The sequence below is a fragment of the Demequina litorisediminis genome, assembly GCF_030161615.1.
Classification (GTDB): domain Bacteria; phylum Actinomycetota; class Actinomycetes; order Actinomycetales; family Demequinaceae; genus Demequina; species Demequina litorisediminis.
Genome location: NZ_BSUN01000001.1, coordinates 2745522 through 2770739, shown reverse-complemented (window position 1 = coordinate 2770739; position 25218 = coordinate 2745522). Strand labels below are relative to the sequence as shown.

At 69.2% G+C, this 25218-nt stretch carries 23 protein-coding genes and 12 pseudogenes; 13 read left to right on the top strand and 22 right to left on the bottom strand.

Annotation, left to right across the window (positions count from 1 at the left end; all coding sequences use genetic code 11):
• The first annotated feature begins 36 nt into the window (after positions 1–36).
• The 6 genes and pseudogenes from QQK48_RS16890 (at position 37) to QQK48_RS16865 (ending at position 4430) form a co-directional block, all read left to right on the top strand.
• A complete protein-coding gene (locus tag QQK48_RS16890) occupies positions 37–552 on the top strand; it encodes a MarR family winged helix-turn-helix transcriptional regulator (RefSeq protein WP_284329198.1) in 516 nt (171 codons plus the stop codon).
• A 109-nt stretch (positions 553–661) separates the two neighbouring features.
• Positions 662–1147 (top strand): GTP cyclohydrolase II, encoded by a 486-nt coding sequence (locus QQK48_RS20740; RefSeq protein WP_431308383.1) that lies wholly within the window; start codon positions 662–664, stop codon positions 1145–1147.
• Positions 1148–1352: 205 nt separating this feature from the next.
• Positions 1353–2217: pseudogene (locus QQK48_RS16880) on the top strand (VOC family protein); the annotation flags it as partial.
• An 81-nt stretch (positions 2218–2298) separates the two neighbouring features.
• Positions 2299–2772 (top strand): GNAT family N-acetyltransferase, encoded by a 474-nt coding sequence (locus QQK48_RS16875; RefSeq protein ID WP_284329444.1) that lies wholly within the window; start codon positions 2299–2301, stop codon positions 2770–2772.
• Positions 2773–2905: 133 nt separating this feature from the next.
• Complete coding sequence (locus QQK48_RS16870) at positions 2906–3667, top strand: sulfatase-like hydrolase/transferase (RefSeq protein ID WP_284329197.1); 762 nt, start codon at positions 2906–2908, stop codon at positions 3665–3667.
• Complete coding sequence (locus QQK48_RS16865) at positions 3612–4430, top strand: sulfatase-like hydrolase/transferase (RefSeq protein WP_284329196.1); 819 nt, start codon at positions 3612–3614, stop codon at positions 4428–4430. The genes QQK48_RS16870 and QQK48_RS16865 overlap by 56 nt, the downstream gene beginning before the upstream one ends.
• Here the strand turns inward: QQK48_RS16865 and QQK48_RS16860 are convergent.
• Entirely contained in the window at positions 4427–4684 is a 258-nt protein-coding gene (locus tag QQK48_RS16860) for a hypothetical protein (RefSeq protein ID WP_284329195.1), read from the bottom strand. The two genes, QQK48_RS16865 and QQK48_RS16860, sit on opposite strands and share 4 nt — an antisense overlap.
• Before the next feature lie 76 nt (positions 4685–4760).
• Between QQK48_RS16860 and QQK48_RS16855 the strand changes: the two genes are divergently transcribed.
• Both QQK48_RS16855 and QQK48_RS16850 read left to right on the top strand, forming a co-directional pair.
• On the top strand, positions 4761–4943 hold the full coding sequence (locus QQK48_RS16855) for a PASTA domain-containing protein (RefSeq protein WP_284329194.1): 183 nt from the start codon (positions 4761–4763) through the stop codon (positions 4941–4943).
• 185 nt (positions 4944–5128) lie between these two features.
• Positions 5129–6088: a hypothetical protein gene (locus QQK48_RS16850; RefSeq protein WP_284329193.1), complete on the top strand. Its 960-nt coding sequence runs from the start codon at positions 5129–5131 to the stop codon at positions 6086–6088.
• A 770-nt stretch (positions 6089–6858) separates the two neighbouring features.
• On the opposite strand, the gene QQK48_RS22345 is transcribed toward QQK48_RS16850, so the two are convergent.
• The 17 genes and pseudogenes from QQK48_RS22345 to QQK48_RS16775 form a co-directional block, all read right to left on the bottom strand.
• Positions 6859–7185 carry a flavodoxin domain-containing protein gene (locus QQK48_RS22345; protein ID WP_431308441.1) on the bottom strand — a complete coding sequence of 109 codons (327 nt, stop codon included), beginning with the start codon at positions 7183–7185 and terminating at the stop codon, positions 6859–6861.
• 210 nt (positions 7186–7395) lie between these two features.
• Positions 7396–7836 carry a GNAT family N-acetyltransferase gene (locus QQK48_RS16840; RefSeq protein ID WP_284329191.1) on the bottom strand — a complete coding sequence of 147 codons (441 nt, stop codon included), beginning with the start codon at positions 7834–7836 and terminating at the stop codon, positions 7396–7398.
• A gap of 4 nt (positions 7837–7840) precedes the next feature.
• Positions 7841–11252 (bottom strand): annotated as a pseudogene (locus QQK48_RS16835) (pyruvate carboxylase).
• A gap of 168 nt (positions 11253–11420) precedes the next feature.
• Positions 11421–11993, bottom strand: a pseudogene (locus QQK48_RS16830) (MerR family transcriptional regulator).
• A gap of 89 nt (positions 11994–12082) precedes the next feature.
• Entirely contained in the window at positions 12083–12805 is a 723-nt protein-coding gene (gene ftsR, locus QQK48_RS16825) for a transcriptional regulator FtsR (RefSeq protein WP_284329190.1), read from the bottom strand.
• A 59-nt stretch (positions 12806–12864) separates the two neighbouring features.
• Complete coding sequence (locus QQK48_RS16820; RefSeq protein ID WP_431308382.1) at positions 12865–13230, bottom strand: FHA domain-containing protein; 366 nt, start codon at positions 13228–13230, stop codon at positions 12865–12867.
• On the bottom strand, positions 13227–13877 hold the full coding sequence (locus QQK48_RS16815; RefSeq protein WP_284329189.1) for a CDP-alcohol phosphatidyltransferase family protein: 651 nt from the start codon (positions 13875–13877) through the stop codon (positions 13227–13229). Before QQK48_RS16815 ends, QQK48_RS16820 begins: the two co-directional genes overlap by 4 nt.
• Before the next feature lie 18 nt (positions 13878–13895).
• Entirely contained in the window at positions 13896–14048 is a 153-nt protein-coding gene (locus tag QQK48_RS16810) for a hypothetical protein (RefSeq protein WP_284329188.1), read from the bottom strand.
• Positions 14049–14105: 57 nt separating this feature from the next.
• Positions 14106–14432 carry a plasmid stabilization protein gene (locus QQK48_RS16805; protein WP_284329187.1) on the bottom strand — a complete coding sequence of 109 codons (327 nt, stop codon included), beginning with the start codon at positions 14430–14432 and terminating at the stop codon, positions 14106–14108.
• A gap of 145 nt (positions 14433–14577) precedes the next feature.
• Positions 14578–15018: pseudogene (locus QQK48_RS22340) on the bottom strand (alpha/beta-hydrolase family protein); the annotation flags it as partial.
• Complete coding sequence (locus QQK48_RS22335) at positions 14942–15109, bottom strand: hypothetical protein (RefSeq protein ID WP_431308440.1); 168 nt, start codon at positions 15107–15109, stop codon at positions 14942–14944. The gene QQK48_RS22335 and the pseudogene QQK48_RS22340, both read right to left, overlap by 77 nt.
• 103 nt (positions 15110–15212) lie before the next feature.
• Positions 15213–15374: pseudogene (locus QQK48_RS22330) on the bottom strand (alpha/beta-hydrolase family protein); the annotation flags it as partial.
• Positions 15370–15702 (bottom strand): annotated as a pseudogene (locus tag QQK48_RS22325) (alpha/beta-hydrolase N-terminal domain-containing protein); the annotation flags it as partial. The pseudogenes QQK48_RS22325 and QQK48_RS22330, both read right to left, overlap by 5 nt.
• Positions 15703–15787: 85 nt before the next feature.
• A pseudogene (locus QQK48_RS16790) lies at positions 15788–16225 on the bottom strand (alpha/beta-hydrolase N-terminal domain-containing protein); the annotation flags it as partial.
• Between the two features lie 71 nt (positions 16226–16296).
• A complete protein-coding gene (locus QQK48_RS16785; RefSeq protein WP_284329484.1) occupies positions 16297–16860 on the bottom strand; it encodes a hypothetical protein in 564 nt (187 codons plus the stop codon).
• Positions 16861–16989: 129 nt separating this feature from the next.
• Positions 16990–17370, bottom strand: a pseudogene (locus QQK48_RS16780) (aldehyde dehydrogenase family protein); the annotation flags it as partial.
• A gap of 136 nt (positions 17371–17506) precedes the next feature.
• Positions 17507–19369 (bottom strand): annotated as a pseudogene (locus tag QQK48_RS16775) (proline dehydrogenase family protein); the annotation flags it as partial.
• Positions 19370–19803: 434 nt separating this feature from the next.
• Between QQK48_RS16775 and QQK48_RS16770 the strand changes: the two are divergent.
• On the top strand, positions 19804–20700 hold the full coding sequence (locus QQK48_RS16770) for a LysR family transcriptional regulator (protein ID WP_284329186.1): 897 nt from the start codon (positions 19804–19806) through the stop codon (positions 20698–20700).
• Here QQK48_RS16770 and QQK48_RS16765 read toward each other — a convergent pair.
• Positions 20642–21109: an EI24 domain-containing protein gene (locus QQK48_RS16765; RefSeq protein WP_284329185.1), complete on the bottom strand. Its 468-nt coding sequence runs from the start codon at positions 21107–21109 to the stop codon at positions 20642–20644. The two genes, QQK48_RS16770 and QQK48_RS16765, sit on opposite strands and share 59 nt — an antisense overlap.
• Entirely contained in the window at positions 21063–21467 is a 405-nt protein-coding gene (locus tag QQK48_RS16760) for an EI24 domain-containing protein (RefSeq protein WP_284329184.1), read from the bottom strand. The genes QQK48_RS16765 and QQK48_RS16760 overlap by 47 nt, the downstream gene beginning before the upstream one ends.
• Positions 21468–21556: 89 nt before the next feature.
• Between QQK48_RS16760 and QQK48_RS16755 the strand changes: the two are divergent.
• The 3 genes and pseudogenes from QQK48_RS16755 to QQK48_RS16745 all read left to right on the top strand — a co-directional run.
• Positions 21557–21985 (top strand): annotated as a pseudogene (locus tag QQK48_RS16755) (amidohydrolase family protein); the annotation flags it as partial.
• Positions 21986–22043: 58 nt separating this feature from the next.
• A pseudogene (locus QQK48_RS16750) lies at positions 22044–22490 on the top strand (amidohydrolase family protein); the annotation flags it as partial.
• 101 nt (positions 22491–22591) lie between these two features.
• Entirely contained in the window at positions 22592–22999 is a 408-nt protein-coding gene (locus QQK48_RS16745) for an amidohydrolase family protein (protein WP_348523714.1), read from the top strand.
• A gap of 52 nt (positions 23000–23051) precedes the next feature.
• Here the strand turns inward: QQK48_RS16745 and QQK48_RS16740 are convergent.
• Positions 23052–23479: pseudogene (locus QQK48_RS16740) on the bottom strand (OsmC family peroxiredoxin).
• Between the two features lie 77 nt (positions 23480–23556).
• On the opposite strand from QQK48_RS16740, the gene QQK48_RS16735 reads away from it, so the two are divergent.
• The gene (locus QQK48_RS16735; protein WP_284329182.1) at positions 23557–24180 is read left to right on the top strand and encodes an alpha/beta hydrolase; all 624 of its coding nucleotides are present in this window, start codon (positions 23557–23559) and stop codon (positions 24178–24180) included.
• 1 nt (position 24181) lies between these two features.
• Here QQK48_RS16735 and QQK48_RS16730 read toward each other — a convergent pair whose 3' ends face one another.
• A complete protein-coding gene (locus tag QQK48_RS16730) occupies positions 24182–25183 on the bottom strand; it encodes an NUDIX domain-containing protein (protein ID WP_284329181.1) in 1002 nt (333 codons plus the stop codon).
• Positions 25184–25218 lie beyond the last annotated feature (35 nt).

The window sequence follows — 25218 nt, the reverse complement described above, 5'->3', positions numbered from 1 at the left end:
AGACGTATCTCGACGTCAAGATATTCCGCTGGCATGATGGCGGACATGCCCGATCGCCAGCCCGACGCCGTCGACGCCTTCTACGGTGCCTGGCGGCGCGAGCGTCCAGACCTCGACCTCGAGGCGTTCCCCATCATCGGACGGCTGTCGCGGTTCGCGGACCTGGTGCAGGACAGGCTCGATGCGGTGTTCGCTGAGCACGGCCTTCAGTCCTGGGAGTTCGACGTCCTCGCCGCCCTCAGGCGCGCTGGAGCACCGTACGAACTGACGCCGGGGGAGTTGGACCGCGCCCTGCTGATCTCCTCGGGCACCACCACGCACCGGGTCCAGCGCCTCGAGCAGCGCGGCTTCGTCACCCGCAGGCGCGACGAGGCCGACCGCCGAGTGGTGCGCGTGCGCCTCACCGAGGAGGGCCGGGCTGTGCAGTCCACCGCGCACGCCGCCCACGCCGCCAACGAGTCACGGATCCTCGCGGGGCTCGAGCCGGGGGAGCGGGAGGCGTTGCTCGCCGGGCTGCTTGCGCTGGGACGCGAGCCTGGGCGACGCGCCTGAGGGCGCCGCTACGGGCGCCTCCGCCATCGCGGGAATGCCCGACACGATAATGTAGTTGAATCCTCAAGTAATCGGGCCTACGCTGGGCTCGACCACCCGGAGGAGAACCATGTCGACCGTCGCCCTTGCCGCCACCGCGGCCCCCGCATCGGCCTCGCGCAACGCCGCCGTACCCGTTGCCAACCTGCGCACCTCCGTGCGCGTCCCCCTGCGCTTCGCGGATGGTTACGGAACCGACGCCGAGGTGATGACCTTCACTGGCCTCGTTGATGGTCGCGAGCACCTCCTGCTCGGCCTTGGCGACTGGCGAGGCGCGCTTGCGGCATCCGCCGCAGGAGGCGAGGCGCCCCTCATGCGACCGCACTCCGAGTGCCTCACGGGCGACGTGTTCGGTTCCGAGCGCTGCGACTGCGGCCCTCGCCTACGCGAGGCGGCCGAGCGCATTGCCACCACCGGCGGCTTCCTGGCGTACCTGCGCCAGGAGGGCCGCGGCATCGGCCTGTACGCCAAGGCTCGATGCGTATGCGCTGCAGGATGCCGGGCTCGACACCTACGAGGCAAATCGTGCCGTGGGCCACGCCGACGACGAGCGTGACTACGCGATGGTGGCGCAGATGCTCGCCGCCGTGGGCGCCGACCGCATCCGCCTCCTGTCCAACAACCCGGACAAGGCGGAGCAGCCTGCGCGGGTACGGGCTCGAGGTCGCCGAGCAGGTTCCCACCGGCGTCCACCTGACCGCCGCCAACGCCCGCTACCTCGCCACCAAGCGCGAGGTCACCGGCCACCTTCTGGACCTCGCATGACCGCCTCGCCGGCGCAGCGGCCGGACTCCCTCGACGTCGCGACGGCCATGGGCGCTGTCACGCTCAAGGTTGCCGATCTCGACGCCATGATCGGCTACTACCGCGATGGGGTCCTGCTCGAACTGTTGTCCCTGGCAGACGGCGTGGCGACGCTCGGCCGTGGGGGAGTGCCGGTAGTGATCTTGGAACACGCACCCGAGTTGTCCTGGGCGCCGAGCGGGTCTGCAGGGCTGTTTCACACCGCGATCGTGTTCGACACCCGTGCGGAACTGGCGCGCTCGCTGTACTCGATCGCGCGCCGGTATCCCGGCACCTACACCGGCAGCGCCGACCACCTGGTGTCGATCGCGTTCTACATGACGGACCCCGAGGGCAACGGCGTGGAGCCTGTACTGGGACCGGGAACGCACCGCATGGTCATGGGTGCACGGCCAGGTCGAGATGGGCTCGATGTACGTGGACCCGAACGCGTTCCTCGACGAGCACCTGGTGCGGGACACGGCCGACGCTCTGGAGGGCCTGGCGCCCGCGACGGTGGGCCACATTCACCTGTCGGTGGGCGACGTCGACACGGCTCGCAAGTTCTACGTGGATGCCCTGGGCTTCGACCAGACCTTCGCGATGCCTGGCTCGGCGCTGTTCGTTTCGGCGGGTGGATATCACCATCACATGGCCATGAACGTGTGGAACTCCCGCGGTGCGGGCCTGCGCGCGCCCGCCCTCGGCCTTGGCCTGGTGCGTATCGCTCTACCGACGGCCGATGCTGTCGGGGAGGCAGGGGAGAGGCTCACCTTCGCGGGGGTCGCCCTGGCGCACGACGGCCAGACGCTCGCGTTCGACGACCCGTGGGCGAATCGCATCGAGCCTTTCTGTGGGGGACGCACGCCGATGAGCCCGGCGGGCGGGGCGGGGTCGCCACGCTGTACGCCGCTCGGTGACGCGGTGGTGTCGTTGGAGCCGCTGAGCCCGAACCATGCGGACGAGATGGTGCGGGTCCTCGCCGAACCCTCGCTGTATGTCTTCACGGGCGACACGGCGCCGTCACTGGAGGCACTGCGGCAACGTTATGTCAGACAGTCACGTGGCGTGTCACCGGCCGGCGATGAAGCCTGGCTCAACTGGATCATCAGGGACACCGCGACTCGATCCGCGGTGGGCTATGTCCAGGCAACGCTCATGCTTCGCGAGGAACCCTGGGCGGCATCGGTCGCGTGGCTCGTCCACCCGGCGTATCAGGGCCGCGGGATCGCCACTCGTGCGGCCAGGCTCATGATTGACCATCTCACGCGCCACGGCGTGCGGGAGTTCAGCGCAAACATTGCCGACGGACACCTGGCCTCGGATCGCGTTGCCGGGCGTCTCGGCATGACGCGCACCGAGGAACGTGTCGACGAGGAGACGGTGTGGCGGGCATGACGGGTGCGGACTGGCCACGAGGAACGCTCCTCGGCGTCACCCCCTCCGTAACGCCGATAATGCACATTATGTCAGATACGACGCAGAGCAGTCCTGACGGCCACGACCCCACCCGTGCCCTAGGTTGGTGCTCGTGACGGACACTGAGCGCACGCCGACTCGTGGTCGGGCGTCACGCGCACGCGCCGCGACCGGCGTGGCACTGACAACCGTCGTCGTTCTTGGCGCGCTCGCATATTCCTTCACCCACACGGGAAACGACGCACACGATGCGTCTCGTGTGTCCGACGTCAACCAGGATGGGTCTCCAGCACAAGCCATCGCACGCGCGACCGACGGCAAGTTCGACTACCTCGCCGACGTCGCCGCGGCGGGCGTGGCCGCAGACGCCCCCAACGTCGTCATCGTGCACTACGACGACCTCGGCTATGGGGACGTGGGCTTCATGGCCGACACTCCAGTCGCCACGCCTCACTTGGACTCGCTCGCCAAGGCTGGCGTGGTACTCACGAACTATCACGCACCTTCTGCGGTGTGTACCCCGTCACGCGCAGGGCTCCTCACCGGGCGGCTAGGCCCCCGGGCCAACGTCCCCGCCGTGCTGTTTCCGTCGGAGGGCGACCTCGCGTTTCTCAACGACGAGTCCGGCGCCTCTCCCCTGACGCAGGAGGAGATCACGCTGCCCGACACCCTGCACGCGGCGGGTTACACGACCTCCATGATCGGCAAGTGGCACTTGGGAGACTCGGAGGGGTCGCTACCCACAGACTTCGGGTTCGACTCGTTCGTGGGCTCGTACTTCTCTCACGACATGGACCCGTTCGTGCTGTACCGCGACGGTGACGTCGTCGAGGGTGTCGACGAGTCTCAGGCTCGACGCGCTGTACACGGATGAGGCCGTGAAGGTGATCGACAAGGGCGCCGCGGATGACGCGCCGTTTTTCCTGTATCTCGCCCACCACTACCCACACGAACCGCTGACTACCAGTGAGGACAATCTCGGACGGTCGGACGCCGGGCTCTATGGTGACGTGGTCGAGGGACTTGACGATGGCATCGGCCGTCTCGTCGAGACCCTGCAGGAGACGGGCGAGCTCGACAACACCCTCCTGATCGTCACGAGCGATAACGGCCCCTGGTACCAGGGCAGCGCAGGCGACCATCGGGGCCGCAAGGGCTCGGTATACGAGGGCGGATTCTTGGTGCCGTTCCTTGCCCACTGGCCTGCGGGCCTCGACGGCGGCCGCACTATCGACGCGATGACGATGGGTACGGACGTGTTCCCCACGGTGCTGGAGTGGCTCGGCATCGCCGCACCCACGGACCGCAAACTCGACGGCTCCAGCATGGCGGGACTCATCGACGGGACGTCCGATGCTGCGAGCGAGTTCTACTACTTCTACTCCGGCCTGGACTTGCTTGCGGTGAGCGACGGCCGGTTCAAGTATCACGCCGTGACCGACTATGTCGATGCGCCCAGCGGCAACGCGGACGGGCTCTCGGTCACCGCACAGGGGCCATGGCTATTCGACCTCGACGCGGATCCAGGCGAGAATTACGACGTATCGGCGCGGTATCCCGACGTGGCCGCAGCACTCAAGGCCGAGTTCGAGCGGCGCACTGCGGAGATGGATGTGAACCCCCGAGGGTGGAACTAACCGCGCCTCCGTCGCCCCTTCGCGAGGACTCCCCCGACTGAAAGCCACGACAGGATGGCCGCGACGGACACCGCGGACATGACGGTGCCCACGGACAAAAACGAGCCGACCGACAACACCGATCCAGCGGAACCGACACTCAACACGGAATCCGTGGAGCCAATGCTGAGGATGGAGCGATTGCTTCCGATGGACAGCACGGAGCGGTTCGACGCGATGGACTTCCAGGAACGATGCGACGCCGTGGTGCTCATTCCAGCACTCTAGGTCGTGCGCACCTTGTGGGCGACGTGTGACTCTGCCACAGTGAGAGAAATCGCAGGGGGAACAATGCACGTACGCACCGCGCTGCTGGGCCTCACCCTCGACGAGGCTCTTGACGTCATGGAGGAAACCACCGGGACGCGGCCCACGCAGATGATGGAGTCCGACGGAGTGATCATCAGCCAGTCCCCCGAGCCCGGTGAGCCGGTACCCCCAGAGGGCGGCATCGCGGTCACGTTCTCCGAATGACTCCAGTACCCGTGTTTGCGGGGCCTCGTGGAAGGCGCCTACTGCTTGAGCTCGCCAGCGCCCTCTCCCCCGAGGTCGCGAGACAGTGCTTCTACGCGGCCCGGCTGCTCCACCCCAGCGGCACACCATCGCGGCTCGCGTTCGAAGCCGGCTCGAACGCGCCGCCACATGTCACCCCCGAGCAGGTGGCTTCTGCCGTAGCCGAGGTCGACCTCAGCCAGATCACCGCGGACGCGGCGTGGACGGCCCTTGTCGCCGCCGTCGACGCGGCCGCCTACTGGCAACCTCCCGGCGGCGAGGACGCGCTCGCCGCCGCACCCGAACTCGCTGGCGTCCTGGGTGGGCTTGCTCAGGCGGTGTGTGACACCCGTGCGCTGCCGGAAGGCGACCACAAGGGCAGCACGATGGTCATCTGGCCCCGCGACGATGACCCCACTCCGTGGCCGGTGCCTGCGGCAGCCGCCACCATCCTTCAGGAATGGTCGGCGCGGGCCAGGCAACACGAGGCGATCGCGGCCCGCACCTGGCCCACCGATCCCGCCCACGGGGTGTCGAGCGACTGGTGGTCGACGCCCCCGCACGGCCTTGTGGTCTCGACGCCAAATGATCCGGCACGTGGCCCCTGGGGCCTCGCGTGCGTGGAGGACGGCTTCGGCGAGGAGGTCGCACGTGTCGCACCCGTCACCGTGTCCCCGTCCGCGCGCGTGCACGCCATCTCCACCGCCGAGGACTGGGTCGCACTGTGTCGGCTCGCTCCCCTGGAGGTCACGGCAAGCAAACGCAGCGACTGGTTCCACACCACCGGACGCGGCGATGTGCGCTGGGTGATTCCCGACTGGGCCGCGGTGGCCGAGGAGTACGACGCAGTGCAACTGACGCTCACGGGCTACCTCGACCTGGCCGGCCGGGCGCTTGAGGTGTATCCCGGCGTCGGCAGTGTGATCGCTGGGTGGAACCCGGGTGAGACCTACCACTTTGGTGCCGTCAGCATCGGCGCGGAGCCGCCCGTCGTATGGCGTCTGGACGACGAGTCACGGCACTGGAAACCCGCTGCGGTGACGTCCCCTCCCCGCGGCGCGCCTCATAGGGTCGAGCACACGGCGGCGATAGGCTTAATACCAGCGCCGATACACGCGCCACCCTGAGAAGGCTGGAGGAGCGATGTCCGAGATTCTTGATGTCGATGCGATTCCCAACCGCTGGCGAGAGCCTCCACGACTCCTTTGGCGCCGCCCGCGCGCAGGCGCGAGGCTCCGATCCCGCCGTGCTGACGGACCGTGGCAGTGCCGTAGTCCTCACCGCGCCCCACGCCACCAAGCACTACCGCGCAGGTGGCCTCAAGCAGGCGGATCTTCACACGGGTTCGCTCACCATGCTCGCCGGCGAGGTGGCACACGTGTCGACGGTGGTCGTCACTCGCGCGCGCGCCGAATGGGAGACCTGGGACGAGAGGGACGACGAATTCACCCGTCACCTCCGCGACCTGAGGCACCCCGCACGCATGGTGGTGGACATCCACGGCATGGCCGACCACCACGGCCCAGATTTTTGCCTGGGTACCGGACCGCAGCCGGGGGCGCTCGAGGAGATGGCCGTGGACATTCTGCGGACCGAGCTCGAACCGTTCGACGTGGCGGTCGACTCCCCCTTCGACGCGAGCCCGCACTACACGGTGACCAGCCTCGCGCAGCAACACCTGGGCCTCGCGGGCCTGCAAATCGAGGTCGCCGCGCGGTGGCGGAGCCCTCATGACGATGCGGCAGGCTCCTGCCGTTTCGGCACTGTCCTCCGCCCTCACGGTGGTCGACGAACTCCTGCGCGACGCCGCCTAGACCGACACGAAGGGGCGGGACGCATGACGCGTCCCGCCCCTTCGTTGGCGATGCCGGGCGCTACTACAGCGCCGCGACCGCCCTCACTCGATCGCGACGCCGTGCGCCCAATCGCGGATTTCCGCGAAGTCACGGAAGTCCCCCTTGGGCGGGTTCAGGGCGCGAATGATCGCCTTCTCCCCCGCGTTGAGACGCTCATAGTCGAGCGCCCCATCGAACGTGCGATGTCCGCGCGCGCCCACCAGGGACGCGAGTTCACGTGCCTCATCGAATTCCTGGTGCGGCTGCTTGACCGTGGCCATCCCCACGGAGAACAACCACACATCCCGATGACGCAATTCCTCTGCTTGCTCACGCACCAGCCCCGCAGCGTCGCGGCGCCACAATCCCCCGTAGACGGCGGATCCCACGATGACGGCATCGTAGAAATGAACGCCGGCTACTTCGCAGGCGTCAGCGCTATGCACATCGAAGCCGAGCGAACTCAGGCTCTTCGGCAATGACCCGAGCAACTTCGCGCGTCGATCCGTACTTCGAACCGTTGGCGACAAGTACCTTCATGACGACCTCCTCCTGTGCTCGGTTAAGTGTCCCGCGCGCCAGGGGCGATCGCGGGGGACCTACGTCCCCAACTCGTCTACCAGGTGCTTTTTGAAGTAGCCGGCCGTGCGGCTGAATCCGCGCCCGGCATAGAAGGCATCGGCGCGCGAGGTGGCGAGCGTCACCTCCACCGCCCCCATCTCCTGCGCCCACGCCTCCACATCATCCATGAGACGCCCGCCGTGACCCTGGCCGCGCTCCCCCGCCGCCACGACGAGTTCCGAGACCCAACAGACGGGGCCACCCGCATAGAGCGAGGGTCGGAGCAACGCGTGCACGTACCCGACCACACGGTCAGCGTCGCAGGCCACCGCGACCCGGGCCCCGGCATCGGCCATCACCACCGGGTAGTCCGCTTCGAAGGCCACGCGCCGTGGCCGATGCGACACGACGAGTTCGGCGAGCAGCCCCCATACGGCGTCTGCGTCCGCCTGTGACGCGGACCGCACGAGGGCGCTCACCGCGTCACTCCACGACGAGGATCAGGTCGCCACCGTTGAGGGGTGCCGCGCCATCGATCGCGAGGAGCGCGACGGTCCCCGCGACCGGAGACGTGATGGAGGACTCCATCTTCATCGCCTCGATGGTCGCCACGGTCTGCCCCGCCGCCACGGCGTCGCCCACGGCCACGGTGGGCGTGACCATCCCCGAGAACGGCGAGCCGATCGAGCCCGGTGCGCCGGCATCGGCCTTCTCTCGTTCGACGATGCCCACGGAGGCGACCTCGTCCCTGATCTGCACGGGACGCAACGATCCGTTGTAGTTGAACATCGCGGTGCGCTCACCGTGGTCGTCCGGCTCGCCGAGGGCCTCAAGCGACACGAGGAGTTCCTTGCCCTCGTCCAGGCGCACGGTGACTTCCTCGCCGGAGCCCACGGTGAGCCCGTACAGGTAGTGGAAGGTGTCCACCACGGAGATGTCGCCGTAGGTCGCCACCGCCACGTCGAAGTCGGTGGCAGGCCCGGGGAACAGCAGGTGATTGAGGCGGCGCTGACGCTCCGGTCCGGCCGATGCCAGGGCGGCGCGGTCGTCGTCGGACAGGCTCTGCACGCACCTTGGGTGCGTCGCGGCCCTCGAGTGCCTTGGTGCGGAACGGCTCAGGCCACCCGCCGGGCGGGTCACCCAGGCTCGCCCTGCAGGAAGCCGATGACGGAATCGGGCAGGTCCTGGTCCTGCGGGTTGCGCTCGAACTCGCCCGGGTCCACTCCTCCGGCCACCAGGTTGAGGGCGAGGTCACCGACCACCTTCGACGACGGGGTCACCTTGACGAGGCGACCGAGCATGCGGTCCGCGGCGGCGTACATGTCCTCGATCTGCTCGAACTTGTCGGCGAGACCAAGCGAGATGGCCTGCTGGCGCAGATTCGAGAGCCTGACCGCCGGGAATCTCGTGGCGGTACACGCGCCCGGTGGGGCCCGGAAGGCCGGACTCGAACGGGCGGTACAGCTGCGCACCGCCTCCCAGTAGGGCTCGAGATCGAGCGCGGCCTCCAACGGAATCTCGGTCTGGCGGGCCGTGTACTCCATGGCGGCGATGAGCGCGCTCATCGGCGGCTGAGACGTGGTCCCCGCCATCGCCGAGTTCGCGACGTCGACGGCGTCGACCCCGGCCTCGGCGGCGGCGAGAAGCGTCGCGGTCTGTCCGCCGGTCGTGTCGTGAGTGTGCAGGTGCACGGGAAGGTCAAAGCGCTTGCGCAGGGCGTCGACCAGCACGAACACGGACGCGGGTCGCAGGAGCCCCGCCATGTCCTTGACGGCCAGGATGTGAGCGCCCGCTTCCACCAACTGCTCGGCGAGGCGCAGGTAGTAGTCGAGCGTGTACAGGCTTCTCGTCCGGCGAGATGAGGTTGCCGGTGTAGCACAGCGTTGCCTCGGCGACCGCCTGCCCTGTGTCACGGACGGCCTGGATCGCGGGGCGCATCTGCTCGACGTCGTTCAGGGCGTCGAAGATGCGGAAGATGTCGATGCCCGTCGCGGTCGCTTCCTGGACAAACGCGTGCGCGACCTCGTCCGGGTAGGGCGTGTACCCCACGGTGTTCCGGCCTCGTAGCAGCATCTGCAGAGCGATGTTGGGCATCGCCTCGCGCAACCGCGACAGGCGCAGCCACGGGTCCTCGGAGAGGAACCGCATCGCCACGTCGTAGGTGGCGCCTCCCCAGCATTCGACCGAAAACAGGCTCGGGCATCATGCGTGCCGTGTGTCCGGCGGCGCCCAGAAGGTCATAGGTGCGCACGCGCGTCGCCAACAGCGACTGGTGGGCGTCGCGCATCGTCGTATCCGTGACGCGCAGTCGCTGCTCGGCCCTGAGGGCGGCCGCGAATCCCTCTGGCCCCACCTCGAGCAACTGCTGGCGGGTGCCGTCGGCGGGCGCAGCATCGAGGTCGACCTGCGGCGCTTGGCGCGTGGCGTGACGATCACGGCGGGCGGCTCGCCGTGCGCACGGTTGACGGTGCGGTGGCCAAGGAACGTCAGCAGGCTTGGTGGAGCGTTCGGCGTTCTCGGGAACCTCGAGCAGGCGAGGGTTCGACTCGATGAACGCGGTGGTCACTCCCCCGGCACGGAACGACTCGTCGGCGAGCACCGCGCGCAGGAACCGGATGTTGTTCGTGACCCCGCGGATGCGGAACTCCGCCAGTGCGCGGGAGGCACGCGTGACAGCCTGCTCGAAGTCCTGGCCACGGCAGGTGAGCCGACGAGCATCGAGTCGAAGTGACCGGTGATCTCGTTGCCTGCCATGCCGGTCGCGCCGTCGAGGCGCACGCCTGCGCCGCCCGGCGAGCGGTAGGCGACGATGCGTCCCGTGTCGGGCAGGAATCCATTCAGGGGGTCTTCGGTGGTGATGCGGGTTTGCACCGCGAAGCCGCGCGTGCTGATCTCCTCCTGGCGAATGCCGATCTGCTCCAGCGTCTCGCCCGCGGCGATACGCAACTGTGCGGCGACCAGGTCGATGCTGGTGACTTCCTCGGTCACCGTGTGTTCCACCTGAATGCGCGGGTTCATCTCGATGAAGACGTGCTCGCCGGCGCGTTCGCCCTCGGTGGCAAGGAGGAACTCGACGGTGCCGGCGTTGACGTAGCCGATGGAGCGGGCGAACGTCACGGCGTCGGCGCACAGCGCCTCACGGATGGCGGGGTCAAGGGCGGGTGCTGGCGCGATCTCGACCACCTTCTGGTGGCGGCGCTGGACGGAGCAGTCGCGCTCGTACAGGTGCACGATGTTGCCCTCGCCGTCGGCGAGGATCTGCACCTCGATGTGGCGCGGGCCAAGGACCGCCTGCTCAAGAAAGACGGTGGGGTCGCCGAACGCGGTGTCAGCCTCGCGCATGGCGGAGGCGAGGGCCTCGGGCAGCGCCTCACGGGTCTCGACGCGGCGCATGCCGCGCCCGCCACCGCCCGCGACGGCCTTGACGAAGATCGGGAAGCCGATGCGGTCGGCGGCCTCGATCAGTGCCTCCGCGTCCTTGGACGGCTCGGACGAGTCGAGCACGGGCACGCCTGCGGCACGGGCGGCCTTCAGCGCAGCGACCTTGTCGCCCGCCTGCTCCAGCACCTCGGGCGGCGGCCCTACGAAGGTGACGCCCGACTCGGCGCAACGGCGCGAGAGTTCGACGTTTTCGGACAGGAAGCCGTACCCGGGGTAGATGGCATCGGCCCCGGCGTGGGTCGCGACGCGCAGCATCTCGTCAATGTCGAGATAGGCCTTGATGGGGTGGCCTTCCTCGCCAATCCGGTAGGCCTCGTCCGCCTTCACGCGGTGCTCGGACATGCGGTCCTCGTGCGGGAAGACCGCGACGGTCTTGGCCCCCAGGCTCGACGGCGGCCCGGAAGGCTCGCACGGCGATCTCGGCACGGTTGGCGACAAGCACCTTAGAGAACATTGACTCCCCTTCGAACGTCTCTTGACGAGCGCCAGACTATCGCGGGCGAGTCGCGGTCCTCACTCCGACAGTTTGAACCGAATGCGGCCGCGACACCCCGTCTCAGACGCCGGCGCGCACCGCAGCGACGGCGTGTCGCACCGCGAGCGGTTCAAAGTGAGGAAGGGGTCAGGAGGCTTGCGTGCGCTTGGCGCGACGCTCGGCGAGTTCGTCGGTGCCGTCGACGACGGGCTCCGCCTCGCCGCGGTCGGCGGGCAGTGACGAGAGCGAGCCCTCGAGCCCCTCCACACCTTGCCCAGCGCGATGCCGAACACGCCCTGTCCGCCCTGGACCAGGTCGATGACCTCGTCGTCGGACGTGCACTCGTAGACGGAGGCGCCATCCGACATGAGGGTGATGCGGGACAGGTCTTCGACGCCGCGCTCGCGCAGATGCGAGACCGCGCTACGAATCTGCTGCAACGACACCCCGGAATCCAGCAGGCGCTTCACCACGCGCAACACCAAAATGTCGCGGAAGCCGTAGAGGCGCTGCGTGCCGGATCCACCAGCGGAGCGCACGGTCGGCTCCACGAGTCCGGTACGAGCCCAGTAGTCGAGCCTGGCGATAGGTGATGCCCGCGGCTTTGCAGGCCGTAGGGCCGCGATAGCCGGCGTTCTCATCGAGTTCGGCGAGGCCGTCGTCAAAGAGGATGCCCTGATCACTCACGATGCGTACGTCACGAGTACCGCCGTCAGCCATGAGCCCTCCTCTGTGTCACGTCCTTCAACCTACGGTTGAGGCTTAACCCGGTCAACGCACCACGCGGGTCGCGCCAGGTCACGATTCCTTTACCGGTCGACCTGAGCGTGAACCCAGGCCGAAAACAGCGACACCGTCGCGTCGAGGCGCGCACGCGTCGACGCATCGGCCTGGGCGTCGCGACCCTTGGCGCGATCGGCTGCACCTGCATTCTTGGCCGCATCGGCTTCGCGCGCCACCGCACGCCCCAGCACGAGCAGGTCGCGCGTGGACCCGCCAGCGGCGAGGAAAGCGCCCGCGGCTACGACCAAGGGCACCACCGCCCTGTCGAAGCGACCGGGGACTGCCTGGGCAATCACACCCTCACCCTCGAGGGTGAGCACCACCTCGACGTCCATCGAAGCAGCAGTCGCGAGGTCATCTGGGGACAGGAACGCATCGCGCTGGTCGACCGCATGCGGCACGACAGCCTCGTGCATGCGCCCCTCGTCGAGAGCCGTGAGGTGCCCCGCGATCACGCTGAGAGGGCGGTAGTGGTCGCGCTGCTGACGCAAGACGAACCGCACGCGCTCCACATCAGCGGGCGAGTACTGGCGGTAGCCCGATGCTGTGCGGTGCGGGCACACCAGCCCGTTCGAGTCCAGGAAGCGGAGCCTTGATGGGCTGAGCGCCGGAAACTCCGTCTGCACGAGCGCGAGCACGTCCGACACCCTGAGCAGCGGCTCATGGGACAGCGCATGCGGCCACGTGCCCTCAAGAGGTTCGAGGGCTTCGCGCCGCGGCTCGGATCCGGCTGCGCTCAGCGCTGGCATCTGCTCAGCGGGCCGTTCCGGGGTGGAACGTCATCCGGTACTTGCCGATCTGGACCTCGTCACCGGCCGCCAGCACGTGCTCGTTGACGAGCCTCGCGGTTGACATAGGTGCCGTTCAGCGAGCCCGCGTCCTTCACGGTGAACGTGGAGCCCGTGCGCACGAACTGCACGTGCTCGCGGCTGACCGTCACGTCGTCGAGGAAGATGTCGGAGGACACCGACCGGCCCGCGGTGGTCAGGTCAACGTCCAGCAGGAAGCGAGCCCCCTGGTTGGGGCCGTGGTGCACGATCAACAGGGCGCAGTTCTCATCGAGCGCGTCGATGGCCGCGTCGTCCTGGGTGGACAGGCGCGCGGGCGCGTCCTCCGCGTTGATGTGTGCGTCGAGGGACATGGTCCGCTCGACAGGACTCTCGTCGTAGGTCACGACGCCTCCTCGCTGTCTCGGATCGTGGCTTCCATCCTAGGCCCGCGCGCGGATCCCCGCGCCCGCCGCGCCGCCGCCGCACGATGCCGAATGTCCTGGACGTAGCCCACACCGGAGATCCAGTACAGGACCGCCGCACCGAGCGACAGGACGATGGCAACCGTGTGGAGCCACTCCCACAATTCGAAGCCCACGTAGGCCATCGGAAGCGTGATGTAGAGGCAGAACGTCGCCGCCTTGCCCACGAAGGTGACGTGGGGGCTGCGAATCTTGTGAGCGCGACCGTACAGCAGGGCCACGGCGACCATGAGGTCGCGGGCGAGGAGCACGACGACAAGCCACCACGGGATGATGTCACGCACGGCGAGCCCGAGCACCACCACGAGGGTGAGGAGCCGGTCCGCGGCAGGATCGAGCAGACGCCCCAGAGCCGTCACCTGATTCCAGCGGCGCGCGAGGAAGCCGTCGAGGAAGTCGGACAGGCCCGCGGCGGCGAGCACGATGATCGCCGCGACGTCCTGCTCCCCCATGAACAGTCCGCCAAAGACGGCGATCAGGAGGATCCGCGCGAACGAGATCACGTTCGGAATCGTCCACACGGCGTGCGACACCGGATAGGGCCGCTGCTCGGGTGGGGTGACGCTCACCCGAGCGATGCTACCGGACTACTTCTGGGCCGCTTCCTGGGCGAGCACCTTGTCCACGGTGTCGGCGGCGATCCGGTTTGCCTCGTCCTCGGAGGCCCCGCGTGCGAGCTCCTTGGCACGGATCTGCTCGAAGGTGCGGCGACGGTTCTCGGTCGATGCCTGCTCACCCATGGCGGGCTCCTCTCGTCGGGTCACTTCAGGCTATGCCGCACTGGCCCCACGCGCGCGTTAGCGACCCACGGACTCCTCGAGTTGTGCCTTCGTCATCGTGGAGCGACCTTTGATGTTCTTGCGTTTCGCCTCCGCGTACAACTGGTCCCGCGTGCGACCACGTGCGCCACTGTGCGACCGTCTGCCGCCCCTTTCGCCGCTGGACAGGTCGTCGGTCGATGTCTGGGAGGCCCGTTCCGATTCCCCTGCACGAGCACGCTCCTTGTTGACGGTGCGCGCAGCGACTTCCTTGGCTTCTTCCGCGCTCGCACCGGAATCGAGCTTCGAGTCCTTAATGTGCTCGTACTGACGTTCACGCTTCTTGCTCCATGCGCTGTGCGGCATGGCACTCACCTCCGTTGGTCGACCACACAGGCTGCAACACGTCGCGCCGTTGACGTGTTCCTCCACGCTGATGCGGCGGCCGGCACGTGACCGGCCGCCGCTGGTGCCTAGCGAGTGAGAATCCAGTACGGGTCGTACGTCGCGATCACCTGGGCGATGCGGTCTCGCGCGTCGTCGGTGAGCCCTGCGTCGCCGGTGACCTCTTCGAAGCCGTAGAGCGCAATGTTGCCGTACTTGTGGCCCGCCCCTCCGGCACGCCCTGGGACAGGATGAGGTCGATGACTCCCTGGAACGCCGTAACCCCTGGAATCCAGACCATGTCGTCGCTCAGCATCGGCGAGCGCTCACCGTCGGTGAGCCAGTCCGGCTTGGACCAGATCACGGACGGACCGATCCACACGATGGGATCGTTGCCGTGCTGTAGGTACCCGATCCGTGGCTCGGCCCACTCCCCCGCGGGGCTGTCGAAGTCGCCGCGCTGCTCGGCGAAGCGAACGCTGATGCCGTCGTCAACCACGGGCTTGTACATGGGCGATCCAGCGTCGCGACCAAACGTCGCTTGCTTCCAGACGTTCGAGAAGGCTGGGCGTGCCCGCCAGGACTGCTCCTTCGGTGCGGGCGAGAAGATCGTCGACCGAGTCGAACGCGTTGTTGAGTCCGTAGGAGCCAAGGGACAGCCCGTAGACCGTGAGCCTGGGGGCGGTGGTCCTCGGGCAGTGCGCTCCACCACGCGTAGATGGCGTCGAAGGCCGCGCGGGTCCCCGTGGGCGCCAGGTCCGGGGTGAGCAACGCGGACACGGGGCTCGGCGTCGCGCCGTACTGCACTGTGACGAGTGCGGTGTCGCCAGCGTGGAGGTACTCGAATCCGTCGATGGCCGCGGGATCGAGCCAGCCCGACCCGGTGGTCGCGGCGACCAGGAGCCTGGTCGCGGTCGGCCGCACCGGTGCGTTCGAGTTCCTGGACCGCGAGGTCCGCGCGAGCCTCGGGTGTGTCCGCCGCGTTGATACCCACGTAGACACGGATAGGTTCGATCGCCTCGACGTCGGTGATCGAGGAAATCTCCTCGGCCGTCGGGCCGCTCGCGACAATCTTGACGCCGGCCTGTCCCAGGTCCTCCCATGCCACCAGGCTTTCGGGGCTGCCGGAACGCAGCGCGCTCGAAGGTTGGCTGTAGGCGGGGTCGTACTGGTTGTTGCGCTGGCCATAGAGGCCCGTGAGTAGCAGTGAGAGCACCGAGGTGCCGACCGCGACGATGACGATGACACCGAGTGTGGTCGTCCCACCTGCCGCGAAGGCTCACCAGGGAATCGCGGGGGCCACCGTCGCGTTGGCTCACCTTGGCGGCCACGCGCACCACCATCGGCCGGAGCCAATTGTGGAGCCTACGGATGCCGCGGCCGATGGCGAAGCCCAGCCAGACTCCGAGGAAGGCGCCGAGGATGAGGCTCAACCAGTGCAGACCGTCGGAGTCGGGCAGCCCCACGGCCTCTCGCACATCGTTCTGCCACCGCACCCCAAGCGGAAGCACCGCCGCAAAAGCGAGCGCCGTCGATCCCGCCACGATCCAACCCGGTGCGGAGGCATCCCAGCGGATCCGCCCTGCGCTCACCAGGCGAAGCACGCGCCAGGCGAGCACGCCGAGACCATAGCCCACCGCGAACGCCAGTCCCGAGACCAGGCCCTGGCCCCAGGCCGGACGCGGCAAGAGCGACGGCGTGAGCGAGAGCACCACAAATGCCACTCCCACGACCGAGCCGACGACGTCAAAGCGCCTGACACCCCATGCGAACATGCGCCCTCCCTTCCGGGCGCCACAGTAGCGCCACCGCATGTCGTTGCGGTGACATTGCGCGGGACGAGTGTCTAGCCCCGGGCGATCCCCACCTCACCGGCGAGGAGGGCCGCGCCGATGCGGCCGCTGGGCGGGTGAGGGGTGCCGTAACGGTGCGCGGTGATCGAGACCGCCTGTTCCCGCACAAAGGGAAGCACGTCGAGCCAGGACGCGGTGGGGGCCGCGGAGTACACCGCGACATCGGCGTGGCCACGAACCCCAGGCTCTACTGCGCCGATGATCCGGAGGCGCCCGTGCTCGCGAGCCCGCTTCACGGCCGATGCCGCGTCCTCCACCACGCGCGTCACACCCGCCTCGTCGAGCCGAGAGCCAAGCGCCGCGGGGAGAGCGTCAAGCGACGACACCGTGGCCGCCCCCGTCACCGTGAGCGACGCCGCCACGGCACGCATCAGCGCGTCGGCATCGGCGCGCGCATCGGAGCCACCCCAGCGCACCGGCGTGGCCACAGGGCCGTGGCGCACCACGTTGTGTTCACCGGCCAGTGCGGAGGGATCGCTGCCCAGGCGGAGAGCACGCTCCCAGGCCGTAGCGTCACGGGAGGCTCCGTCTCGCACCCAGGCGGCGCTCGCCTCCACCAGCCGCGCCACGCGCGCTGAGAGGTGGCCGCTGGGTGCCGCCGGCGCATCGGCCACCCGTTCCCAACCGGTCAGCGACGCCACGTAGTGCGGACCTCCTGCCTTCACCGTGGCGCCCACCACCGACCGCTTCCAGCCACCGAAAGGCTGGCGTTGGACGATGGCGCCCGTGGTGCCGCGATTGACGTAGACGTTGCCTGCCTCGACGCCGGCGAGCCACACACGCATCTCGTGTTCGTCCAGCGAGTGAAGCCCGGCGGTCAGGCCGTAGTCGACCGTGTTTTGGACGGCGATCGCCTCCTCGAGCGTGTCGACGCGCATGACACCCAGCACGGGACCGAAGCACTCCGTGAGGTGGAACCACGACCCGGGCGTGACCCAGGCGCGCACACCAGGGGTCCACAGTTCGGGCGCGAGTTCGCGCGGTTCCACCCACCATTCCTCGCCCTCCTCCAGGGTGGTGAGGGCGCGACGCAGCTTTCCCTTGGGCGGGAGGATGACGGGCCCCATCTGCGTCCGCGGATCGCCCGCGGGGCCCACGCGTAGCGAGGTGACGGCGTCGATGAGCCTGATCGCGGAAGCGGAGCGACGCCGCAGCGGAGCCCACCAGGATCACGAGCGATGCGGCGGAACACTTCTGGCCCGCGTGCCCGAAGGCGGACTGGACCAGGTCACGCACCGCGAGGTCAACGTCGGCGCTCGGTGTGACGACGAGCGCGTTCTTGCCGCTGGTCTCCGCCCGCAGGTCAAGGTCAGGGCGCACCGCCAGGAAACGCTGTGCGGTCTCGAAGGCGCCCGTGAGGATGACCTGCTCCACGCGGGGGTCGCCGATAAGCGCGTCACCAAGACGTTCCGTGTCGATGTCGATGAGACGCACCAGATCGCGGGGCACGCCTGCGGCATCGAGCACCTCACGGATCACGGCGCCACATCGCATTGCCTCTTCCGCAGGTTTGAGCACTACGGCGCTGCCCGCCGCGAGGGCCGCAAGCGTCGAGCCAAGGGGGATGGCGACGGGGAAGTTCCACGGCGGAGTGACGAGCGTGACCGCACGCGGTACGGGTCGCGCGCCGTCGATGTCGACGAGCCGTTCGGCGCTCATCGCGTAGTACCTGGCGAAGTCGATGGCCTCCGAAATCTCCGGGTCGGACTGCTCCAGCGTCTTGCCGCACTCCGAGGCCATGACCTCGTACAGCACCTCCCGGTGCTGCTCGAGGGCGACCGCGACGGCGCGCAACATGGTGGCACGCTTGGCGGGCGTGCTGAGCCCCCATGATCTGGCCGCGGCCACCGTCTCGTCGAGCACGGCGTCGAGACTTGCGTGGTCCGCCACGCGTGCCTGCGCTGCCGTTGCCGCCCCCGCATCCGACTGGGTCACGCGCGCCAGCGCGCTCCGGCCGGCATCACGCTGCCCGGACACGGCGGGATCGGCATCGGCCGCGTTGACGAATCCGTCGTGGTCGCGCACCGGCGGCGTCGCGGTGCGTCCGCGCTCGCGCCGTGGGAGCGTGGCCGATGCCTCGAGCGCGAGCCGGAAGGCACGCTCCTGGGCGGCGAACACCCCTGCGTCCTCGCGCAGGCTCGCCCACCTCGGCAAGGAAGTTGCCGGGGCTGGCGACCTCCTCGAGCCTGCGGGCGAGGTAGGCGAGCGCCACGTCGAAGTCCTCGGGCGCCACGGCAGGCGTGTACAAGCGCACTCCCCCATCGTGCGTGCGACGGTGGTGGCCATCCCCGGGGCCATGCCCAGCAGCATCTCCAGGTCGACGCCCTCGGTAATCCCCCGACGCTCGCACCTGACGCGGGTCAGCGCGATATCAAAGAGGTTGTGTCCCGCGAGACCGACCCGGAGCGTGGAGAGACTCGCAGGGTCGAGCGCAATGTCGAGCAGGCGCTTGTAGTGCGCGTCGGCCTCCACCTTGGAGTCCCAGGTGGCGAGCCGCCACCCGTGGGCTTCCGCCTCGATGCGCTCCATGGACAGATTCGCGCCCTTGACGATGCGCACCTTCAGGGGCGCGCCCGATGCGGCGGCGCGCGCCCGGGCGAGGTCCTGGAGGCGCCGCAATGCGGCAAGCGAGTCCGGAAGGTACGCCTGGAGGACGACCCCCATAGGCAGCGCGAGGAACTCCTCGCGCATGGCGAGGTCCTCAAAGACCGCCAGGGTGAGGTCGAGGTCGCGGTACTCCTCCATGTCCAGGTTGATGAAGGTGCCGTCATGCGTGAGCGCCGCACGGTAAAGAGGTGCGAGGGCGTCGGTCACGTCCGCGACGGCCTCGTCGAACGCCCAGGCCGGATGAGGAGCCACCGCCGCGGAGACCTTGATGGAGACGTAGTCCACCGCGGGGTGCTCGATGAGCGCAAGGGTGCGGCTCACGCGCCGCTGCGCCTCGCCGCGTCCGAGCACGGCCTCACCCAACAGGTTGAGGTTGACGTCCGCTCCCCCGGCGCGCACGTGATCAAGCGCGCGAGCGAGTCGCTCGGGACGTGCGTCCACGACGAGGTGGCCCACCATGGCTTTCACGACGCGTCTCGCGGCCGCGACGGTGGTGGCGGGAGCGATGCGGCTGGCGAAGGCACCGGTGTGGAGGGCCGGGCTGAGTCCCCAGGGCAGGCGGGGCGGTGCGATGCGGGCCGCGGACCGGAACCCCTCGGCCGCGACCTGGGCGTCGTCGGGCCGCATGAGGCCGTCGAGCAGCGTGGTGAGGAAGGCGAGGCCCCCTCGCCTACGCAGCATCTCCTCCATGAGGTGAGCGGCGACGCCTTGCCGGGTCGTGGCGGCGTCGCTGAGCCACGCGTGCACCTGAGCGACGGCGGCGTCCGCCTCCGTCGAAAGGGCGCGCGAAGAGAGGGTATCCGGGGTCATACGACTGAGTGTGAGGCTGGCCAACCTTCCAGCACTAGCGCGGGTGTCTCACGAATAACGTTCACAAATGCTTAACTGTTGGCATGTACGACGTGACGCACCTGAGGACGCTGCGGGAGTTCGCCGTCCGCGGCACGCTCCAGGCGACCGCTGACGCCCTGGGATACACGTCGTCGGCTGTCTCCCAGCACCTGTCCGCGCTGACGCGGGAGGCGGGCACTGCCCTGACGCGGCGCGTGGGGCGCCGGCTCGTGCTCACCTCCGCGGGCGCCGCCCTGGCTCGGTCAGCCGAGGACGTCCTCGGCGCGCTCGAACGGGCCAGGGCCGGTGTCGCCGCGACCCTCGCAAGCCCCCACGGCACAGTGCGTCTCGCCATCTTTCAGTCCGCCGCTTTGGCGCTCGTGCCGCGCACCCTCACGCTGCTCTCGCGCAATGCGCCTGAGGTCCGTGTCGAGATCACTCAGGCGGAGCCTGCCCAAGCACTTGAGGACACCTGGGCTCGCCAGTACGACCTGGTGGTCGCCGAGGAGTACCCCCACCACAGCGCTCCTCATCACAGCGAACTGGTCAGGGAGACGCTCGTGCGCGATGAGATCGCGCTCGCCTCGGCGCTCGCCAACCCGGTCCGCGAGATCGGCGCCGCAGCCGCGATGCCGTGGGTCATGGAGCCGCTCGGAGCGGCCTCGCGACACTTCGCCGAGCAGGCCTGTCGCGTCGCGGGCTTCGAGCCGGATGTGCGCTTCGAGACGGCGGATCTGCAGGCCCATCTGGCGCTCATCGCTGCCGGTCACGCTGTCGCGCTCATGCCAGGGCTCATGGTGGCGAGCGCGCCTGTCGGTGTGGCGCTCACCTCGCTCGCCGAGCCCGCGCGTCGGACGGTCTTCGCCGCCTTTCGCGGGTCGTCCCGCACCGACCCTGCGGTCAGCGCGGTCCGTGAGGCGCTGCGACGCGGCGCGCAGGATCTGCGGGCAGGGACCTGACCAACGCGGTGCCCCCTGCCGCGGCGGCGGGCATCATGGCGACCACGGCCCCCGGCACCAGGAACGTCACAAACACGGCCGCCCCGAAGCCGATCGCGCGGGCCCGGTGACCCCTGAGGGCCGCGCGCCGCTGGGCGAGCGTCACGATGCCGCGACGACTCAGCGGGTAGGCGGTGAGTTCGAGGGCCAGCAGCCATCCACCGAGGGTCGCGGAGACCACGAAGGCCGCGACCGCCCCCACCAGCGGCACCCAGCCGAGCACCAACGCGACCAGGCCAAGCGGCACCGTGAGCAACAGCAGCCGCGCCCACTCGGCCACGCCCCGCAGCGCCGCCCGCCACCACGGTTCTGGATCCTCCTCATCAAGCGTCGGATCGTTCGCGTCGAGCCTCGCGGGAAATGCGCTCAAAGAACGGTTGGCCCACCAGGAGCGCCAACGCGGTGAACGTGTAGATCGACACGAGCGCCGCGGCACCCACGAGCCCGACCGCGACCACCGCGCGCAGCAGCCCTTGAGGGAAGGAGCCGTCCGCGAAGGCGCGGTCGGCCACCCACTCGCCCGCGGGCACCGCCGACGCCAACGCCGCCACCACCACGGCTCCAAGCATGATCGCCGCGATGCCGGCCGGCACCAGCCCCCACGCCATCGTGCGAGGAGCCGCCTTCCAGGTCATCACGCCACGCCACAGCATGCGAGCGCCGATTGCCGCCTCCTTGAGCGCCGACCCGGCGGCGGCAATGGGGACCACGGGCGGCACGACTCGCATGCCGCGATGCTAGCGGCGCGCTCCCCTAGCCGTGGGGAGCATCGGCCCTATCCTGACGCGACACCCGCACGCAGAAAGGCTGCAGACGCGTGACCGACCTCTTGCTGACCGATGCGCGGCTCCCCGGATCCGCCACCACCACTCGGCTTCTGATCCGCGACGGACTGCTCGCCGATCCCACCACCGCGGACTCGCACGCCGAGCGCGTCTCGCTCGAGGGCCGCTGGGTCATGCCGGGGCTGTGGGATCACCATGTGCATTTCACGCAGTGGGCCATCGTGAGGAGACGGCTCGATCTGTCCGGAGCCACCAGTGCGGCGATGGCCGCCCACATCGTGGGAGCCCGTCTCCAGGCGGAGCTCGACGTGCCTGCACCACTCATCGGGAACGGCTACAGGGATGCGTTGTGGGACGACTCGCCCACGGCCGAGGTGCTCGACCAGGTCGCACCCACGCGCGCCGTGGTGCTGCTTTCCGGCGACCTCCACGCGGTGTGGGTGAACTCTGCGGCACGGGACCGCTTTGGGCTGCCCCACGCGGGAGTGTTGCGCGAGCGCGACGCGTTCGAGCCTGCAGATGCGCCTGGACCAGGAGGCGCCAGGCGACGAGGATGTCGCCATCTCCGAGGCAGCCGCGGAGGCGGCCGCGCGCGGCATCGTCGGCATCGTCGACCTGGAGATGGCGCGCAACCTCCACGGCTGGACGCGCCGGATGTCGCAGGGCCTGAGAGCCTTCCGCGTGCGCTCCGGCTTTTACCCCGACGAATTCGACGAACGCCTAGGCATGGGGCTCACGGGCGGCGACGTCATCCCCGACACGGGAGGGCTCCTTACCGTGGGCGCGCTCAAGATCATCACGGACGGTTCCCTCAACACGAGGACCGCGTTCTGCCATGACCCCTACGCGTCCGGCAGTCACGGAGTCCTCACCTACTCCCCCGAGCAGACCACTGCGCTGCTGCAGCGCGCCGTGGCGACGGGCTACGACGTGGCCGTTCACGCCATCGGCGATGCCGCGGTCACCCACGCCCTCGACGCGTTCGCGGCCACCGGTGCACGCGGGACGATTGAACACGCCCAGGCTCGTGAGCGACGCGGACATCGGCCGCTTCGGCGAGCCTTGGGGTGGTGGCGTCAGTTCAGCCCGAGCATCTGTGGGACGACAGGGACGCGAGCGAGCGAATCTGGCCGGGTCGCACCCACCGCGCCTTCCCGTTCGGTGCGCTGCGTGACGCAGGGGCGGACATCGTTCTTGGGTCCGATGCACCCGTGTCTCCGCTGAATCCGTGGCGCGCCATCGCGGCGGCCGAGCACCGCAGTGGCGATGACCGCGCACCCTGGCACCCCGAGCAGGCCTTGACCCGTGCCCACGCGCTCGCGGCCTCCACCGATGGCCGCACGCTGCGCGTGGGCGAGCCAGCCGACGTCATTGCGCTCGACACGGATCCGCTGACGTGCTCCACGGACGACCTGTTGGCAATGCCGGTGGCGGCCACACTCGTCGGGGGCGCCTTCACCCACTGCGCGATCTAGACGCCGATGCCGGTGCGCCCGCTCGGGGCAACACCGGCATCGGGTTGACGCGTCAGTCCAGCAGGGTCGCGCTACCCAGGGCGATCTGCACGCCGGCAAGCGCCTTCGAGACCGGGCAGTTGGCCTTGGCGTCCTCGGCGATCTCGCCGAACGCCACCTGGTCGATGCCCTCGACGGAGGCCGACACGGTCAGCACGGACTGCGTCACTCCTCGCCGGGAACGAACGTCACCTCCGCCTCGACCGAGATCTCGGTGGGCGGGGTACCGTTCTCGCCGAGCGCGTGGGACAGCGCCATGGCGTAGCACGAGGCGTGGGCGGCCGCGAGGAGTTCCTCGGGCGTCGTAGTGGTCTCGGAACCCTCCGAGCGTGCCTTCCAGTTGACCCCGACAGTGGCCACGCCGGACGCGAGTGCAGTAGTGCCGGACCCGTCGGCGAGACCGCCCTTCCACACCGTCGATGCCTTGCTGTGGATTGCCATGCTGTACCTCCGTGGGGACTTCGGCGGCGGGACGTCCGCCGCCCAGACCAGTCAAGCACGCCCGGCATACTGGCGCCATGACGATCACCGAGGCCGTGTGGGGCCCGCCATCAACCGCAGACGACGCCCCGCTGGTGGTGATGCTTCACGGCTACGGCTCTCACGAGCATGATCTCGCCGGGCTCGCGCCGTGGCTGCCCGCGGGCATGCCCTGGGTCTCGCTGAGGGCTCCCGGCACGACGGGATTCGGCGGCTTCGAGTGGTATCCGATCTCCTTGCCCGATGAACCCACGGGCGAGGGCGCAGAGGCGTCGGTCGCCGCGATCTGGGAGTACCTGGACGCCAAGGTTGGGGCGGCACGCCAGGTGGTGCCGCTGGGTTTCTCGCAGGGCGGCATGATGGCGCTCGAGATGCTGCGATCGCGCCCCGCTCGGGTCGCCGCGACCGTGGTGCTCGCCGGATTCGTGACGGAGGCGGGGGCAACGGCCGATGCCTCGCTCGCCGAGCTCCGACCCCGAGTCTTCTGGGGTCGAGGGCTGCGCGACCAGGTGATCTGGGACGCCGCAGTCGCGCGCACCGACACGTGGCTCACCGAGCACACGCGGCTCACCCGCAGGGAGTACCAGGGACTCGCACACGGCATCGAGCCGGCGGAGATGGACGACGTCGCCGCCTTCCTCCGTGACGCGCTGGCGCCATAGGTCACTCAGGCAGGGAATCTCTCAGCCACGTCACACCGCGCACGTCGCCGCCCGCCTCGGCGACCCGCTCCCGCAGTTCACGGTCGGCCGTCACCACGATGACGGACGCGCTGGACTCGAGCCTTCGCACGATGGTCACGATCGCGTCGTCGCCGCTTTCGCGAGCATCGACCACGGTCAGGTGCGGAGCCGCCGCGGACGCACGAGCGCCTCGTGCGGCACCCTCGACCACGGCCGTGACGTGCGTGAGCACCTCGACCGCGAGCCCGTGGTCGCCTGAAACCGCCGGGTGGTCCACCGGCGGATCCTGCGGCGTGCCCTCGTGCTGAACGGAGCGAGGGTCCCACCGCGCCAGCCTGTCCAGCCACCGGGCGGCACTGCCGCGACGGTCCCGCCACCAGCCATCGGGGACGGAGCCCATCAGGTTTGCCACATCCACCACCACGTGGACGGGACGCCACCCCAGCGTCTCCACGAGCACGGGCCAGGCCGAGCCGAATCCGGGATGGAGCGGAAGGTGCTCCACCTGCGCGACTGGCACCCACCGCAGTTCGTGCGACTCCGCGTCCATGGCGCGAGCCTCGAATGCCTCGCGCGCCGCGGCGACGATGGTCGTGTAGTGCCACACGCCCCTGTCGGCGACCACGGATACGAGCGGCACGAGCGCCTCGGCGGGTACGCCCGCCTCCTCTGCAGCCTCGCGGCACGCGCCCACCACGGGCGCCTCACCCTCGTGGAGTGCACCACCAGGCACGCCCCACGTGTCGCCGTGGTGGCTCCACGATGCCCGATGCTGCAGGAGGACGCCGCGCTCGGGGTCGATCACCAGCAACCCGGCGGCCCCGAACCGTCCCCAGTAGCGGGTGCCGTCGGGCCCCTCGACCCACGCGTCGCCCGGGTCGCGCAGGCGCGGAAGCCGCGGCGCACGGGTGCTGCGGCTGGTGACGGCGTCGTCGAACGGTCGCCCGGGACCAGTGGGAGGCACCTGGGGATCGGTGTTCACGCTGTCAGCGTGTCACACGCGACGATGCTCGCGAC

Bases quoted from the DNA above. Each gene is read 5' to 3' on its own strand.
- QQK48_RS16890 (WP_284329198.1), top strand. From the start codon at position 37: ATGGCGGACATGCCCGATCGCCAGCCCGACGCCGTCGACGCCTTCTAC.
- QQK48_RS20740 (WP_431308383.1), top strand. From the start codon at position 662: ATGTCGACCGTCGCCCTTGCCGCCACCGCGGCCCCCGCATCGGCCTCG.
- QQK48_RS16860 (WP_284329195.1), bottom strand. From the start codon at position 4,684: ATGAGCACCACGGCGTCGCATCGTTCCTGGAAGTCCATCGCGTCGAAC.
- QQK48_RS16855 (WP_284329194.1), top strand. From the start codon at position 4,761: ATGCACGTACGCACCGCGCTGCTGGGCCTCACCCTCGACGAGGCTCTT.
- ftsR (WP_284329190.1), bottom strand. From the start codon at position 12,805: ATGCCAGCGCTGAGCGCAGCCGGATCCGAGCCGCGGCGCGAAGCCCTC.
- QQK48_RS16810 (WP_284329188.1), bottom strand. From the start codon at position 14,048: ATGGGTGAGCAGGCATCGACCGAGAACCGTCGCCGCACCTTCGAGCAG.
- QQK48_RS16805 (WP_284329187.1), bottom strand. From the start codon at position 14,432: ATGCCGCACAGCGCATGGAGCAAGAAGCGTGAACGTCAGTACGAGCAC.
- QQK48_RS16770 (WP_284329186.1), top strand. From the start codon at position 19,804: ATGTACGACGTGACGCACCTGAGGACGCTGCGGGAGTTCGCCGTCCGC.
- QQK48_RS16760 (WP_284329184.1), bottom strand. From the start codon at position 21,467: ATGCGAGTCGTGCCGCCCGTGGTCCCCATTGCCGCCGCCGGGTCGGCG.
- QQK48_RS16735 (WP_284329182.1), top strand. From the start codon at position 23,557: ATGACGATCACCGAGGCCGTGTGGGGCCCGCCATCAACCGCAGACGAC.